Here is a 16,493-nt window from a genome sequence, read left to right on the forward strand (position 1 = left end):
CCCACCGCAGGCACCTGGGTCGCCCAGACGCCTCGAGGCGTCAGCTGACGCGGACGAGGGTGCGCTGCCAGCCGGAGGAGCCGTTGGGGGCGACGCCCGCGCGGTCCTCGATCTGGAGCATGCCGTTGGCGTCGGTCGCGCGGACGGCGACGTAGTGGGCGCCGCTCGCGGCATCCCAGTCGATGTACCACTGCACCCAGGTGTCGAGGTTGACCGGGGTCGACAGCGTGGCCTCCTGCCAGTCGCCGTCGTCGATGCTGACCTCGACCTTGGCGATGCCGGTGGTCTGCGCCCAGGCGACGCCGGCGATCTTGGTCGCGCCGGCGGGGATCGCGGCGTCGATGCGCGGGGTATCGATCCGCGAGGACATCTTGATCGGGGCCTCGGCGTCGTAGCCGCGCGGGGTCCAGTAGGCCTCGTCGGCGGCGAAGGTGGTGACCTTCAGCTCGGTCAGCCACTTGGTGGCGGAGACGTAGCCGTAGAGGCCGGGGATCACCATCCGCACCGGGAAGCCGTGCTCGAAGGGCAGCGCCTCGCCGTTCATCCCGACGGCGAGGATCGCGTCGAGGTTCTCGTCGGTGACCGCGGAGAGCGGGGTGCTGGCGGTGTAGCCGTCGACGCTCGTCGAGAGCAGCATGTCCGCGCCGCTCTGGACGCCGGCCTTCTTCAGCACGTCGCGGAGCGGGACGCCGAGCCACTTGGCGTTGCCGACGAGGTCGCCGCCGACCTGGTACGAGACGCAGGTCATGGTGATGCCGTACTCGTCCAGGCCCATGTCGAAGATGTCTTGCAGCGACATCGTGATCTCCTGATCGACCATCCCGGAGATCTTCAGCGACCAGGTGGAGGGGTCGATCGAGGGCACGGTCAGCGCGGTGTCGACGCGGTAGAAGTCGGCGTTGGGCGTGTAGAGCGGAGTGAGTCCGTCGATCCCGAGGTCGGCGCCGGCCGGTACCGAGACGGTGCTGCGCGGGCTGGGCAGGCGCAGGGCGTCGCGCACGCTGGCGAGCGAGGAGGTGGCGGCGTTGACGGCGCGGGCACCGGCGCCGATCACGGCGGCGCCGACGGCGGCGATCAGGGTGACGCGGAAGAAGCCGCGGCGCTCGATGCCGACCGGGCGGGCGGCGGGGGCCGCCCCGGTCTTCTCGGCGGCGGACGCGGCGCGCCAGCGGCGGAGGCGCGAGACGGTCAAGTGCATGACGATCATCGCGACGACGAGGCCGACCAGGGTGGGCACCGCGGAGAGCGGGGTCGCGCCGGTGCGGGTGACGATCGCGGCGATCGAGAGGCCGCCGGCGATCACGAGCAGGATCTGGCCGAGCGGCGGGCGGATCAGCTGCAGCACGCCGGCGAGGGCGGCGGCGACCAGCACGGCGACGCCGATGCTCGCCAGCAGGAAGATCTTGTCGTTCGCGCCGAAGGTCTCGATCGCGAACTCCTTGAGCGGGCGCGGCACGATGTCGACCACGAACGCGCCGAGTGCGAGCACCGGGCTGGCGTTCTTCGCGACGACGAGCGCGACGAGCTCGGCGATCGCGAGCAGCACGCCCGCGACGACGATGCCGGCCACGGCCGAGAGCGCGATGAACCGCAGCTTCGGCACGCGCGGGTTCTTCCCTGTCTGTTCCATGGGAGTCATGCTCCGCCCTTGACCTGCCCGTTCGCAGTGTGGTGCCGGTTTGGTCGAGAAGTGTAACGAATAGATAACGCCCGGCGCCTCCCCCCGCCCCGATCCCCGCCGCGAGATGCCACTTATGAGCGCGACACGCCGTGAAAACTGCTCATAAGTGGCATCTCGCGGAGGGAGGAAGGACGGAGCGGCCGCCCGGAAGGGTCCCCGGGCGGCCGCTGTCGGTGGGCGGGGTCAGCCGCAGGTGCGGGCGGAGTAGGGGGCCGCCTTCGTCGTCGTCACCGCCGTGCCGTCGATCGTGGCCGTCGCGGTGACGGTCGCGGTGCCGGCCGGGATCGAGACGGCGCGGGTCGTGTCGGCCTGCGTCGCGCTCTTGCCCGCCGCGATGCCCGGGTAGGACTTCGTGGCGTAGGGCGTCGCGATCGAGATCGACGCGGCGGCCTTCGAGTCGTTGCGGGCCGTCGTCGTCAGGACGACCTTGCCGGCGACGCAGCGCGTCGTGGCCGAGACCGTCAGGTCGATCACCGCGGCGGGAGCGGCCCGAACGATCGCGAGCCGGTAGGTCGCGAGCGTCGTGTGGTCCTGCGCGGAGGAGGTGATCACGACGTCCGTGGTCCCCGAGGCCGCGAGGGTCACGGTCCGGGCGACGGTGTCGTCGATCAGCACGCCGTCGACCTTCACCAGTCCGCTGGCCACGGCCGGGTCGAGGTCGAGCGCGACGCTCGTCGTCGAGACCGGCACGGTCAGCGTGAGGTCGCGCACTCCGGCGGCGAGCGCCGGCGAGAACGTCCCGACGGACGAGGTCAGCTTCGCCAGCTCCGCGTTCGTCGCGAACCCGGTCGACTCCGTCGTGTAGACGCCGAAGACGCCGCCGACGTTGCTCGCGGTGCCGGTGCCCTGGAAGCGCACGGTCACCTTGGGGACCTTGTTCCCCTGGGCGTCGAGGACGTACGCGCCGGCCTGGTTCCGCTTGTAGCTGTCCTTCGCCGCGATCCCGTCGAGCACCGCCCGAGGGATCTCGTCGTACTGCACGTACCAGTTCAGCGCGCCCGCGGCACCCGAGACCACCTCGGTCTTGAGCTTCACGTCGTTGAGGTAGACGTCGAAGGTGCGCCCCGCGTCGCCGCCGTAGTAGCGGACGCCGAGGTAGTTCTTCGGCAGCGTGGGGTCGACGATCATGTCGTACTGGAAGTACGCGTCCGCCGACCGCTCGCCGTCGCGGTAGCCCTCGCCGCGCCAGGTCCCGACCGCCGAGCGGTTGTACTTGTAGTTCTTGTCGGCCTCCGAGTTGTTGTTGTCGAACGAGGTGAGCGAGTCGATCGTCGTCTCCTCCACCCGCAGCTGCTGCTTCTCCTTGAGGATCAGCGCCTGGGCCTCCGCGGAGTCGGGGGCGATGAGCGTCATGTAGGTCGCGTAGCGCGCGTTGTAGAGGCTGTAGTACGGCTGGAAGATCCGGGCCTCGGAGGCGGCGTCGACGTTCGTCATGCCGAAGCGCATCGTCGTCGTCCCGTTGCCGTTCGCGCCGTTCGGGAGGCGGAGCAGGTTCTGCTTCACCGAGGACTTCCACGCGGCCGCGTTCGCGACGACCACGTTCGAGTTCACCGTCTTGTCGGCGACGCTCATCTGCACGAGCACGCCCGCGGGGTAGGAGGCGTCGACGTTGTTCCGGTTCAGCTCGGTCGCGAGCAGGACGGGCCCGTAGGTGAAGGCCGTCCAGTTCGCGTTCTCGGTGTTCGCCACTGCGGCGACCGCGGCCGGCAGCTTCCAGGTGAGGGTGTCGCCCGCCGCCACCGGGACGACCGCGTAGCCGCCCTCGGTCAGCGCGGCGACGTCGCGGACGGCGCCGTTCACGGTGAGCGTCGGCGCTCCGTCGACCCAGGCCGGGATGCGCAGGCGCAGCGTGGTGCCCTCGGCGACCGCTCCCGCTCCGAGCGCCGCGATCGTGAAGCGCGCGGTGTCGGTGTTCGGGACGTCCGCCGTCTGCGTCACCTTCAGATTGCTGCCGCCCGAGGTCAGCACCGACGAGCGGAACTGGTTCACGTAGACCGTCTTCGGCCCCTCGAAGTAGATCGAGTCGCCGAGCTTGGTGAAGCTCTCGACGCCGGTGCCGTGGTCGCACCAGAACTCGTCGTGCTCCTCGCCGAACACCTTCGCGTAGCCCGCGGTCTGCGGCTGGAAGTAGGTGACCATGCCCGTCTCCGGGTTCTGCACCGAGAGCACGCCGTTGATGAACGCGTTCTCGTAGAAGTCGGCGTACTTCACGTCCTTCGTCACCTGGAACAGCGCCCGGGTGAGCTTGAGCATGTTGTAGATGTTGCAGCCCTCGGAGGTGGAGTTCTCCCCGTAGCCGGTCGTCTGCCCGTTGGTCGCGTACTGGTAGAGGGTGTCCGCGCCGTGGAAGTGCTCGGACTGGCTGTTGCCGCCGTTCGCGTAGCTGTGGCTCTCGTCCACCATCCGCCAGAAGTTCTCGGCGGCGCGGCGGTACATGTCGAGGTCCGCCTTCTCGGTGGCGGTCAGCGTCGCGTACAGCGCGGGGTCGTCGGTGAAGAGGGTGTAGCGCTTGAGCGCGCCGATCAGCTTGGGAATCGTCGTGTTCGCGTGCAGGCCGTTGAGGACGTCCTCGTTGTTCGCGAGCTTCCGGAAGAGCGCGGTCTCGTCGAAGTACTCGGCCGCGCGCTTGTGCGCCGGCTTCTGCGTGGTCTCGTAGAGGCGGTAGAGCGCCTCGTTCATCCCGCCGTACTCGGTGTTGAGCAGCTGACCCGGGTCCGCCTGGCGGCCGGCCCAGTTCGTGATCCAGGAGCCGAAGCCGTCGGCGACGACGAGCGCCTCCGCCGACACGGCGCTGGGCGCGTACTGGTGCGCGTCGAGCAGGCCCGCGAGCACCTTGTGCAGGTTGTAGAACGGCACGAGCAGACCGTCGGCGCCGGAGGGCAGGTAGCTCACCGGGAACGGCGAGACGTAGCCGGCGTTGGCCGGGTCCTTGAGCGCGTAGGCGTCCTGGACCTTCTTCAGGCCGTCGACGGAGGCGGTCAGCTTCGCGAGCAGCGCGGCCTTCGTGGTCGCGTCCTGCTCGCTCGCGTAGGCCTGGGAGAGGCCGGAGATGTAGTGGCCGAAGAAGTGGCCCTGGAACCGGGTGCCGCTCTCGCGCTCCCAGCCGCCGTAGCCGCCGGCCGTGGTCGGGGTGAGACCGGCCTGCGTGTAGAAGGAGTGCAGGAACATCTCGGGGTCGAGGCTGAGCAGGTACTCGACGGTCTGCTGCTCGCCATTGTCGAGGTACGGGTCCTGGACGGTGACGTCCGAGAGGCCGGCCTCCTGCAGGTAGCTCGAGCTCTTCACGCCCTTCGGCTGCACCTGGATCGCGAAGGTGCGGGTGACGGCCGTGCTGCCGCCGTAGGTCGAGGAGCCGGTGAGGGTGACGGTCGTCGCGGCGCCGGTGGGCGGGGTGACCGTGGCGGTGCCGCCGGAGATCGCGATCGCGGACTCGTCGGAGGAGGTCCAGCTGAGGTCGGAGCCCTTCGCGCCGCGGGTCGGCACGGAGAAGCCGGTGCTCGTGCTCGCGGGCAGGGTGACGGCGTCGAGGTCGGCCTTCGCGACGGCGGCCGGGTCGAAGGACGCGTTGTGCGCCTTGGTCAGCGCGACGACGTCGGTGGTCGTGGCGACCTTGCCGTAGAGGACGTAGTCGTCCAGGAGTCCGCGCAGGTGCGCACCGTTGTACTGCGGGCCGTTGAAGCCGAGGGTCTTGGTCGAGGTGCCCTCGGAGCCGAGCACGCCGGTGGCCGCTCCGGTCGCCTCGGACTTGGTGACGGTGGGCTGCTTGACGCCGTTGCGGTAGAACGCGACCTGCTTGGTCGCCCTGTCGTAGGTGGCGACGACATGGGTCCACTCGTTCGTCGGGAAGAAGCCGGCGCGGGCGGTGTCGATCGCGACCTTGTAGGGCTGTCCGGTCGAGGGTCCGATCGAGAGCGCGAGCGGGGTCGCGTCGCTCTCGGAGGTGAGGTACCAGCCGTCGGAGTTGTAGGCGGTCTTGTTCCAGGTGAAGACCTGCTCGCCGGTCATCGCTGCGGTGGGCTTGTACCAGAACGAGACCGTCAGGTCGGCGGGCTGGAGCCGGGCGTCGGTGCCGAGCGACACCGCGTTGGAACCGGTGAACTCGAAGGCCTGGCCGGCGAGACCGGTGCCGTAGGCGGCGGTGCCCTTCTGCATCCCGACCGTGTTGCCGCGACCGCTGGTGTCAGTGATGCTGCCGTCGAAGGGCAGCTCGAGCACCTTCGCGCTGTCGAGGGAGGTGGCCGGTGCGGCCTGCGCGGTCGGGCCGACCGCGAGCAGTCCCGCCGTCAGCGCCATCACCGCCGCGGTCGCGATCGGGATCCGTCGTCTCGTCGTCATTCGTGGGGCCTCTCGTCGTTGAGATCGGTACTGAGCGCGATGTTACCGTGAACAATTAGCTTTCGGTGAGGTTTCGGTGCGCGGGCTGAGCGGGCTCGAAGGAGCGGCGGAGCGGACCTGCTGTGAGGCCTCCTGGCAATGTCCGACTCCGCTGCTCGCCCGTCCCAGGACGACGACCTCCGCTCCATCGTCTACGCGAGCCACACCGCCGCCGGTCTCGAGGAGGCGGACCTGCCCGCGCTGCTCGAGCAGTGCCGCGCGAACAACGAGCGCCTCGGCCTGACCGGCATCCTGCTGTTCCGCGACGGGCGGTTCCTGCAGCTGCTCGAGGGACCGAGCGCGACGCTGCGCGAGCGGATGGCGATCATCGCCGACGACCCCCGGCACGCCGGGCTGCGCGTGCTGCTCGAGGAGGCGCCGGCGCAGCGGCTGTTCCCCTCTTGGACGATGGCGTACGAGGCGATCACCGACTCGATGACGACCGAGCTGCCCGGCTACCGCAGCACCTTCGAGGACATCGACACCGACGTCGACGCGAGCGCGACGCTGCCGGCGCTGCGCGAGCTGATCCGCTGGTTCCAGGTGCGCCACTGACGCCGAGCCGGGGGGGGCGCTCGCTACAGTGACGGCGTGAACGAGGACGACGGGCGGGACGACGACGGGCGGGACGACGACGGCGAGCGCGAGGTCGCGGCCGAGTACCTGCGGGCCGAGCTGCGGCCCCGGACGCTGACCTGGCTCCGGATGACGATCGACGCCCTGCTCGGCGGCGGCGTGATGACGACGCACGACCTCGTGGTCACCCGCCTCGACACCGGCGCCGAGGTCATCCGCACGCCCGCCGACATCGGCGACCCCTACGTCCTGCTCGGGCAGATCGAGCTGGAGCTCGAGACGAAGACCACCGCCGAGTTCCTCGAGGAGTGGCGGCGGGAGTAGCGCTCTCCTCCACAGATCCGATCTCGCGGAGTTGTCCGAGGGTTCCGCCCGACGGCCGCTCGGGTGTCGGTGGTCCCTGGTTCAATACGCGTATGGATGAGCACAGCGACCCGGGAGCGGCAGGACAGCCGAGCGCGCTCGCCGCCGTCGACGCGCTGACCGACATCGCCGCGGAGATCGGACGCACCTCCGCACAGCTGCTCCTCACCCGCGCGCAGACCCTGCACCTCGCCTACCGCTCCGCGGTCACCGTCCCCGACGCGTTCGCCCGCGGCAAGTCGCTCTCCCGCAGCGAGGCGCACTCCCTGGTCGAGCGATCGATCCGCGCCGAGTTCGCGGTCAAGCTCCGCCTGTCCGAGCGGGCCACGGAGACGGTCCTCGAGCACGCCCGGCTGCTCGTCGAGGACCTCCCCTGCACCCGCACCCTGCTGGCCGACGGCCGGCTGCTGTGGGACTCGAGCGAGATCGTCTGCGCCACCGCCGCCACCCTCCCTCCCGCCTCCCGCGCCCGGTTCGACGAGCGCGCCGCCGAAGTCGCCCCGGACGTGACCCCGACGCAGCTGAGGCGGATCGTCGCCCGACTCCGCGACGAGCTGCACGAGGAGCCCCTCGCCCAGCGGCACGTCCGCGCCCGGCAGGACCGCGCCGTCTGGATCTCGCCGGAGGTCGACGGCATGGCGACGCTCTGCGCGCTGCTGCCCGCGCCGGACGCGATGGGCATCGCCGAGCGCGTCGACCGCATCGCCCGCTCCCTCCGCGACGGCGGCGACGAGCGCACGCTGGCACAGCTGAAGGCCGACGTCTTCACCGATCTGCTGCGTGACGGCGACATCGCCGGCACCACGCCCGCGGGCGACGGGCCTCAGCTGTCCGCGTCGTACGTGCCCGGGATCCGCGCGGAGGTGCGCCTCACCCTCGCCGCATCGACTGCTGCCGGTCTGGACGATGCCCCCGCGAACCTCGACGGTTACGGCCTCATTCCGGCCGATCTCGCCCGAGCGCTGGTCGAGACGGGCGCGTCGTTCACCCGCGTCCTCACCGACCCCGATACCCGCGCGGTCGTCTCCGTCGGCCGCACCTACCGAGTCCCGCCCCCGCAGATGCGCCTGCACCTCCAGCTGCGCGATCAGACCTGCCGCTTCCCCGGCTGCACCCGCACCGCCTCCCGAGCGGAGGCCGACCACACCCTCGAATGGAGGAACGGCGGAGAGACGTCCCTCGAGAACCTCGTCTGCCTCTGCACGTCCCACCACCACATCCGCCACGGCGACCGCTGGACCTACGTCCCCCGCAAGGACGGCAGCATCGTCTGGACCACCCCCACCGGCCGCCTCGTCACCGTCCGCCGACCGGCCCTCGCCGGCGCCCCGCCGGGCCCCCGCTTCGAGGACTCACCACCCCCGTTCTGACGAACGCGGGTCCTGACGCGCTGCGCGCCCCTCGACCAGCATGCGCCGCTCATGCTGATCGAGTAGCCCGCGAAGCGGGCGTATCGAGATCCACCACCACCCGGCGGGTGGGTCTCGATACGCGCTGCGCGCTACTCGACCAGCATGGGGTGCGCATGCTCATGCGGCACTTCATGCTGCGCCGGCCCGCTCACGCACGCTCGGCACCCGCGCCGCCCCATGCTGATCGAGTAGCCCTCGGAGAGGGCGTATCGAGATCCACCGTCGCCTGATGGGTGGGTCTACTTGGAAGAGACGCCCGCAGACATGCTGGTCGAGTAGCCCCGCAGGGGCGTATCGAGACCCACCACCGCAAGGACGTCGGTCTCTTCCCCGCCCTGCGCTGGCGCCGAAGGCGCCCCCTCAGCTCGATACGCGCTTCGCGCTACTCGACCAACAGGGGTCGCACATCCCGGCACAGCACGCCGGCCCTGATCCATGCTGATCGAGTAGCCCTCGGAGAGGGCGTATCGAGATCCACCGTCGCCTGATGGGTGGGTCTCGATACGCGCTTCGCGCTACTCGACCAGCATGGGGTGCGCATGCGCATGCGGCACTTCATGCTGCGCCGGCCCGCTCACGCACGCCCGGCACCCGCGCCGCTTCATGCTGATCGAGTAGCCCTCGCAGAGGGCGTATCGAGATCCACCGTCGCCTGAGGGGTGGGTCTCGATACGCGCTTCGCGCTACTCGACCAGCATGGGCCGCGCTTCGCGCTACTCGACCAGCATGGGCCGCGCTGCGCGCTACTCGACCAGCATGGGCCGCGCTGCGCGCTGCTCGACCAGCGTGTTCGGGTCAGTTGCAGGTGCGGGCCGTGTACGGGGCCTGCAGGGTGGCGGCGCCGGCCGTCGCGGTGAGGGTGCCCGCGGCGACGGACGTGGCGCGCGTCGTGAAGGCGTGCGTCGCGTTCGCGCCGGGGGCCGCGGTCAGCGTGGGCGAGGTGCCCCAGGCCGAGCGGATCACGACTGTGAGCGGCGAGGTGCCGGCGTTCTTCACGACTCCGGTCACGACGACCTTGCCGGCCACGCAGCGGGTCGACGCGGTGAGCGTCGCCGTGGACGCCGCCACGACCACCGTCGCGGTCACCCGCACGGCCGTCGAGCTGGAGAGCACGCGGCCGGGCGCGTTGTACTCGGTCGATCCGCCCGCTCCGACCCACTGGTTGTCGTTCGCGCCGATGGTGCGCACGACTCCGGTGACCGGGTAGCGGCCGGGAGCGGCGCCGACGGAGGAGGTGTCCCAGGTCACCGGCTGCGAGGCGGTGCCGCGGTCGTAGGCGAGGACGACGTCGGCACGGGCGGGCAGCGCGGCGACGGAGCCCACCTCACCCAGGTCGGAGCGCACGGCGGTCGCGGCGTCGGCCGCGCGGACCTCGGCGTACTGACCGGCGGTGAGCGACACGATGCCGCCGTGCTTGGTCGACGGCGCCAGCGAGAAGCCGGGGTCGTTCAGCTGGGTCCAGCCGGCGTCGAGGTCGGTGGTCACCATCGGCCGGTAGCCGGTGGAGGGGATGACGTCGACGTAGAGGTACCAGCGATCGGCGTCGTGGTCCTTGAAGACGGCCGGTCCTTCGACTCCCCCGGCGTTTCCGCCGGCCCAGACGGCGCCGATGCGGTCCTGCAGCTGCGTCCACGCGGTGGACGGGAGCCACCACTGCTTCGCGGTCGTGGACTCCATGTAGATGCCGCGGCCGGTGCCGTTGTCCTTCGAGATGCGGTAGGTCGTGCCGCCGTCCTGGATCATCGTGGTGTCGATGACGTCGGCGCCGGTGTCGATGAAGGTGCCGCCGTAGGAGTACGTGGCCTGGGTGAAGTCGGTGGTCGCACCCCAGAGCACCCGCGACGCGCCGGTGCCGGGCGTGTGCGCGGCGTTCGGGTACACGGTCGAGGACCAGTAGACGACGAACGCGCCCTTGCCGGCCCCGTTGTAGTCGGCGACCCAGGTCGCCTCGGGCGCCCACATCATGCCGGCCTCGAGCTGCTTCGTGCCGGCCGCGTCGAGCGCGACGTCGAACTGGCGCAGGTCGCTCCAGGAGACGAGGTCGCTCGACTCCCAGACGTTCATCTTCGTGCTGCCCTGCGTGGTCCAGTAGCACCAGGTGGTGCACGAGCCCGAGCCCTGGTCGCCGCCGAAGACGCGGAGGTCGGTGGCGATGATGTAGTACTTCTTCGTCTCGGGGTTGTAGGTGAGGTACGGGTCGCGGACGCCGGTCGTGCCGAGGTCGGACGCGAGGATCGGCTTCCCGCCGTTCAGCGGGTCCCACTTCTCCGGGTCGTCGCCGCGGGAGACGTCGAGGTAGATCTTCTCGGCGTAGCCCTGCGCGTCCTCGACGAAGTGCACCATCAGATAGCCGTAGGGGGTGTCCACGCCGACCTGCGGCTCGACGGTGACGGCGACGGCACGGGACTGCGCGACGCCGCGGATCGACGCGGTCGCGGTCAGCGACGACGTGCGGGCGGCCTGGCCCGCGGCGGGGCGGTCGGCGGCGAGGTTGCGGCCGTCGGCGGAGACGCGGAGGGTGGGGTCGTTCGAGGCCCAGGTCACGGTGCCACCGTAGTCGGGCAGGTTCGTGGTCGAGTCGTCGATGGTCAGCGGGGTGACGCCGTCGAGCACGGCCGCGGTGAGCGGCGCGAACGACGAGGCGTGCAGCTTCGCGTCGACGGTCGACACCGTCGCGACCTCCTCGCCGGTGAGGGCGCGGTCGTAGACGCGGAACGTCGACACCTCCCCCTTGTAGAAGGGGTCGGGGTAGGGCGCGCGGCCGATGGCGTTCAGCGACTGATCCGTCACCGAGGCGGGCCGCAGCGCGGTGGGCGCGGAGGCGACGCGGGTGCCGTCGACGTAGAACGAGATCGTGCCGGCGGCGCCGTCGATCACCGAGCTGAGGCTGTACCAGCGGTCGGCCGCGATGCCGGACGCGCCGCGGGCGTTGTTCTCACCGCCACCGCCGGTGGTCGTGATCGCGGTGCGCACCTTGTCGCGCACGGACGCGAACCAGTACTGCGAGGTGCTGTCGCTGCCGATGTTCCAGAGGAAGTGGAAGGTCGACAGCATCGAGGCGTCGGCGCGCGTCTCGATCGTGACCGTCCCTGACGTCTTGCCCGTGAGCAGGTCGTCGGGCAGCTCGACCCAGGGGGCCGCGCTGGTCTTCGCGCCGCCGGCGAGACGGAGTGACGTGCCGGTCCAGAGCGCGTCCGTCCCGTTCACGACGCGCGCGGCTCCCACGGCGCCGCCGGCCGAGTTGGGGACGGTCGCGCCGGTCGTCTGGCTGAAGCGGTAGTCGGCGAGGAGGCCGGCGGTGGGGACCGCGGCGTCGGCGGCCGTCGCGGTGGGGGCGACGAGGCCGGCGGCGAGCACCGCCCCGAGGCCGAGGGCGGCGAGGGCCGCGCGGAAGGGCGCGCGGCGGGTGGGGGTGGGCATGGTGCTCCTTTGCACGGGGGGGGGTGGCTTGTCGAGACCCGGCGTCAGCAGGTGATGGCGGGGTAGGCGGCCGACTGCGTGGCCGCACGGCCCGCGTCGTCGACTCCGGCGCCCGTCACCGAGGCCGAGCCGGCGGCCAGCGTCGGCTGGCGCACCGTGAAGCTCGCCGTGGCGTTCTTCCCGCCGGCGACCGCCGGGAAGGTCTTGGTGCCGGAGGCGGTGGTGACGGTGATGTCGGCGGGCAGGTCGTCCGTGTTCTTCACCGTCGTGGTGAGCACCGGCTTGCCCGCGACGCAGCGCACCGACGAGGTGGCGGCGAGCTGCAGCGCGACCGGCGCGGCCGGCGCACCGAGCGAGACGCGGAAGCGCTGGCAGCCGTTGTTCAGCACGCTCCACTGGCCGATCCGGGTGCCGTTCTGGTCCGAGCAGTTCGACAGGTCGAGCGCCTTGCCGCTGTGCACGGCGCGGAGCTCGACGGTGCCGTCGTTGCCCGGGCGGAGCCGCCAGCTGCTGCCGGTCACGCCGCACGCGCCCTGCGTGACGGTCGCGCCGTCGGCGGTGGAGCCTCCGGTGACCGCGAGGCACTTGGCCGCGGCCGAGACGGGGTGCATCTCGACGGCGCCGTCCGCGGCGGCCGTGAACGTCACGCGCTGGCACGGCGAGCCGAGCCACTCCCGCTGCTGCAGCACCGCGCCGTCGGCGGTGGAGCAGTTCGGCAGGTCGAAGGACTTGCCGGTGACGAGCGAGGTGACGGCGACCGCGCCGACCGGGCGCAGCGCCCACTCCTGAGAGGCGGCGGCACTCGGCGTCGACTGGCGGATCGCTCCGGAGGCCGCGTCGAGCGCCTTGCCGCTGGTGCGGTTCGTCAGCGTCGAGTAGCCGCCGGAACCCGGAGCCACCGTCCACTGCTGGCAGGAGGTGGTCAGCCACGCGGACTGCTGCAGCGACGCACCCGAGGCGGTCGAGCAGCCGACCGGCCCGAGCGACGTCCCACTGCTCGCGTTCACGACGCGGACGAAGCCGTCGCCGGTGCTGTCGAGCGTCCAGCTCGCGCGGGGCGTGGCGCAGGAGCCCTGCACGACGCCGGCGCCGTCGCCGCTCTGGGCGGAGGACACCGTGGCGCAGAGGCCGGTGCTGCGGCTGACCAGCTGCCAGGCCGCACCCTCGACGCGGGCCGTGATCGGCGCGTTCTCGCCGCTGGGCACGGGGATCCGCGCGGCGGTGCCGAGCGGGACGCCGAAGTCGGGCTCGCCCTCGGCGGTCCAGTCGACGAGGTGCGCGCGGGCCGAGCGCTGGCGGCTGCAGCCGTCGTTCGGGCCGGGGTTCGCGTGGTACAGGTTCCAGGTCTCGGTGCCGTCGGGCGAGTCGAAGAAGTCGTTGTGACCGGTGCCGTACTCGCCGTTCGCCTTCGAGAAGACCGGGCCGTCGCTCTTGGTCCAGGAGGAGGCGAGCACCGGGTCGCCGGTGCCGTCGTACTCGAGCGTGCCGAGCTGGTAGTCCTCGGTGCCGCAGAAGCTCGCCGAGTAGACGATCCAGGTGCGGCCGTCCTTCTGCAGCGGGATCGGACCCTCGTTGACCGGCATGCCGATGGTCTCCCACGGCTCGACCGGCTCGGACAGCACGTTCAGCGGGCCGACCGCGGTCCACGGGTCCGACATCCGGGCGATGTAGTTGCTCTGCAGCCCGTTGCCCGGCTGGAACGCCGACCAGGTCATGAAGAGCTCGCCGTTCAGCTGCAGATAGGCGCCGTCGATGTTCCAGGAGTCGACCGGGACCGGCCGGCCCTTGTAGCTGTACGGGCCCATCGGGTCGTCGCCCGCGCTCTCGATCACCTGGAGGTGCTGGCCGTCGAAGTTCCCCGCGGTGCCCATCGTGTACATCAGGTACCACCGCCAGCCGTTCGGGCCCTCGAGCCGCTGCAGCTCGGGCGCCCACATGTTCGCGTTCCGGCCCGGGTTCGTGTCGGAGTAGACGGTCACCGGAGTCGCGGTGCCGAGCGCCGCGAGCGTCGGCGCCTTGCGCATCACCACGCGGTTGTCCCAGGTCGTGGCGACCAGGTAGTAGTTCCCGTCGTGGAACTCGATCGTCGGGTCGGCCGTGTCCGGCTCGAGCGGATTCGTGAAGGTCGACTCGCCGATCGCGGCCGCGGGGCTCGCGGCGGCCAGCGGCAGCGCCACGATCGTCGCCAGCAGGATCAGGAGACCGGCGATCAGCCGGCGGCGCAGGCCCGGTGCGGGCGCGGTCAGGTGCATGGATGACTCCGTCGTCGATCGTGATGCGGGCGCCCCCGTCGGGCCGCGAGAGCGCGGCCCCGAGAGCCGGGGCGAGAATTTGTTCACGGTAACAGCGGCAGTTGCGCAAGGTCAAACCCCTCCGAGCAACCCTTCTCCCGCCCTTTCCCACCACTGGGGCGAAACGTTTCGCTTCCGCGCTTGATCCCTCCCGCGCACCCCGCCTAGAGTCCGAGGCGAACGTTTCGTGCGATCGGAGATCCCCCATGTCAGCGCAGACCCTCTCCTGGCGCGCCGGGCCGCTCGAGCTCGAGTTCCGCCGCTCCCCCGACGCCCCCGTGAGCCTCGCGCGACTCGTCTCCGGCGAGCTCGAGATCCGCTTCGAGCACGCACTGCCGCTGGTCGGGATCCTCACCGCCGGCCGGGGCCACGTCACCTCGACCGACCGGCTCGTGCAGACCGCGATCGGCGACTCCCTCCGCTACGTCTCGCACGAGGCCGGGGGCGGGGGCGAGGCCGGGGCGACCGTCCTTCGGATCGTCTCGGCGAGCGCCGACGGCCTGCGCGCCACGACCACGATCGACGCGCTCGGCACCGCCCTCCGCGTGAGCACGACCGTCGAGAACGCGGGCACCGGGCCGGTGCTGCTCACCGCCGTCACCAGCTGGGCGATGCCTCTCGGCACCCGGCTGGACGTCGGCGCCGCCGCCGACCCGGCCGCGGACTGGGAGCTGCTCGAGGGCCGCAGCGAGTGGCTGGGCGAGGGCCGCTGGGAGGCGCGCGAGCTGCGCGCACTCCTGCCCGACCTCCATCCGGAGCACACCGAGCAGCCCCCGCGCGAGTCGGTCGTCCGCACCGCGACCGGCACCTGGTCGACCGGCGGCGCCCTCCCGCTCGCCGCGCTCCGCTCACGGCGGCAGGACGTCACCTGGCTCTGCGAGGTCGCGCACAACGGCCCGTGGCGCTGGGAGGCCGGCGAGCAGATCGGCGACGCCTACCTCGCCGCCTCCGGCCCCACGGACCGCGACCACCAGTGGTCCGTGCTCCTCGCGCCCGGCGAGCCCTTCACCTCGGTGCCGGCGCTCGTCGCCGTCGGCACCGGCCTCGAGCACGCCGCCGCGGCCCTCACCCGGGCGAAGCGGTCGGCCCGGCGCGCCCACCCCGACGACCGCCGCCCCGCGCTGGTCTTCAACGACTACCTGAACACCCTCGGCGGCGACCCGACGACCGCGAAGCTCCTGCCGCTGATCGCCGCGGCGGCCGAGGTCGGCGCCGAGGTGTTCTGCGTCGACGCCGGCTGGTACGCCGAGACCGAGTCCTGGTGGGACACCGTCGGCGAGTGGACGCCGTCGACCCGGCGCTTCCCGGGCGGACTCGGCGAGGTCGTCGACGCGATCCGCGGCCACGGCATGGTGCCCGGGCTCTGGCTCGAGCCCGAGGTGATCGGCACCGGAAGCCCGCTCGCCCGATCCCTGCCCGACGGGGCGTTCCTCTCCCGCTCGGGGATCCGGGTGGAGGAGAGCGGCCGCCACCACCTCGATCTGCGCCATCCTGCAGCCCGTGCGCACCTCGACGAGACCGTGGACCGGCTCGTCCGCGAGTTCGGCATCGGCTACGTCAAGCTCGACTACAACATCGATCCGGGCCCCGGCACCGACCGCGACGCGACGAGCGCCGGCGCCGGACTCCTCGAGCACTCCCGCGCGCACCTCGCCTGGATCGACGGCGTGCTCGACCGCCACCCGCAGCTGATCCTCGAGAACTGCGCCTCCGGAGCGATGCGCGCCGACTCCGCGATGCTCTCCCGGCTGCAGCTGCAGTCGACCTCCGACCAGGAGGATCCGCTGCTCGCGCCGCCGATCGCCGCGGCGGCCCCGCTCTCGATGCTCCCCGAGCAGGCCGCGAACTGGGCCTGCCCGCAGCCGGAGATGAGCGACGAGGCGATCGCCTTCACGCTGGTGACGGGCCTCGCGGGCCGGCTCCTCCTCACCGGCCACCTGGATCGGATGACGGCGCAGCAGCGCGCGCTCGTCGCCGAGGCCGTGCGCACCGCCGGCGAACTCCGGGCGCACCTGGTCGCGTCGGTGCCGCTCTGGCCGCTCGGCCTGCCGGGCTGGACCGACCGCTGGGTCGCCTCCGCGCTGCGCGGACCGGACGCGATCTCCCTCTCGCTCTGGGACCGCGGCGACGACGCGGGCGAGACGACCCTCGCGTTCCCCAGCCTCCTCGGCCGCGCGGTCGAGGTGCGGACGGCCTTCCCCGCGAGCCTGCCCGCCTGGGCCACCCGCTGGGACGCGGGGGCCGGCCTGCTCACCGTCCGCTCCATCGCCGGGGAGCCGGGCGCCCGCTCGTTCGTCCTGCACGACGCGGGCCGACTCCCGAGAGAGCGATCCCACGGGTCCGCTTGACTATGCTGAACGGACCCGCGATGTCGAG

8 protein-coding genes are annotated in these 16,493 nt (G+C 71.7%); 4 read left to right on the top strand and 4 right to left on the bottom strand.

The window, feature by feature from the left end; all coding sequences use genetic code 11:
- Window positions 1-40 precede the first annotated feature (40 nt).
- Together EDF43_RS02240 and EDF43_RS02245 are read right to left on the bottom strand one after the other, a co-directional pair.
- Window positions 41-1,630, bottom strand: coding sequence for a molybdopterin-dependent oxidoreductase (locus EDF43_RS02240; RefSeq protein ID WP_132435218.1), 1,590 nt, complete (start codon window positions 1,628-1,630; stop codon window positions 41-43).
- A 234-nt stretch (window positions 1,631-1,864) separates the two neighbouring features.
- Entirely contained in the window at window positions 1,865-6,016 is a 4,152-nt protein-coding gene (locus EDF43_RS02245; protein WP_132435220.1) for a beta-L-arabinofuranosidase domain-containing protein, read from the bottom strand.
- Window positions 6,017-6,154: 138 nt separating this feature from the next.
- On the opposite strand from EDF43_RS02245, the gene EDF43_RS02250 reads away from it, so the two are divergent.
- The 3 genes from EDF43_RS02250 to EDF43_RS02260 all read left to right on the top strand — a co-directional run bounded on the left by EDF43_RS02250 (window position 6,155) and on the right by EDF43_RS02260 (window position 8,364).
- Window positions 6,155-6,610: a BLUF domain-containing protein gene (locus EDF43_RS02250; RefSeq protein ID WP_123734659.1), complete on the top strand. Its 456-nt coding sequence runs from the start codon at window positions 6,155-6,157 to the stop codon at window positions 6,608-6,610.
- A gap of 36 nt (window positions 6,611-6,646) precedes the next feature.
- A complete protein-coding gene (locus EDF43_RS02255) occupies window positions 6,647-6,955 on the top strand; it encodes a hypothetical protein (RefSeq protein WP_123734658.1) in 309 nt (102 codons plus the stop codon).
- A 92-nt stretch (window positions 6,956-7,047) separates the two neighbouring features.
- A complete protein-coding gene (locus EDF43_RS02260) occupies window positions 7,048-8,364 on the top strand; it encodes an HNH endonuclease signature motif containing protein (RefSeq protein ID WP_123734657.1) in 1,317 nt (438 codons plus the stop codon).
- A gap of 837 nt (window positions 8,365-9,201) precedes the next feature.
- Here the strand turns inward: EDF43_RS02260 and EDF43_RS02265 are convergent.
- Window positions 9,202-11,826 (bottom strand): LamG-like jellyroll fold domain-containing protein, encoded by a 2,625-nt coding sequence (locus EDF43_RS02265; RefSeq protein ID WP_123734656.1) that lies wholly within the window; start codon window positions 11,824-11,826, stop codon window positions 9,202-9,204.
- Between the two features lie 44 nt (window positions 11,827-11,870).
- Complete coding sequence (locus EDF43_RS02270) at window positions 11,871-14,078, bottom strand: RICIN domain-containing protein (RefSeq protein ID WP_207901605.1); 2,208 nt, start codon at window positions 14,076-14,078, stop codon at window positions 11,871-11,873.
- 245 nt (window positions 14,079-14,323) lie between these two features.
- Between EDF43_RS02270 and EDF43_RS02275 the strand changes: the two genes are divergently transcribed.
- Window positions 14,324-16,465 (top strand): glycoside hydrolase family 36 protein, encoded by a 2,142-nt coding sequence (locus EDF43_RS02275; protein WP_123734655.1) that lies wholly within the window; start codon window positions 14,324-14,326, stop codon window positions 16,463-16,465.
- Window positions 16,466-16,493: the final 28 nt, after the last annotated feature.

Source organism: Rathayibacter sp. PhB179 (assembly GCF_004345345.1).
Lineage (GTDB): Bacteria > Actinomycetota > Actinomycetes > Actinomycetales > Microbacteriaceae > Rathayibacter > Rathayibacter festucae.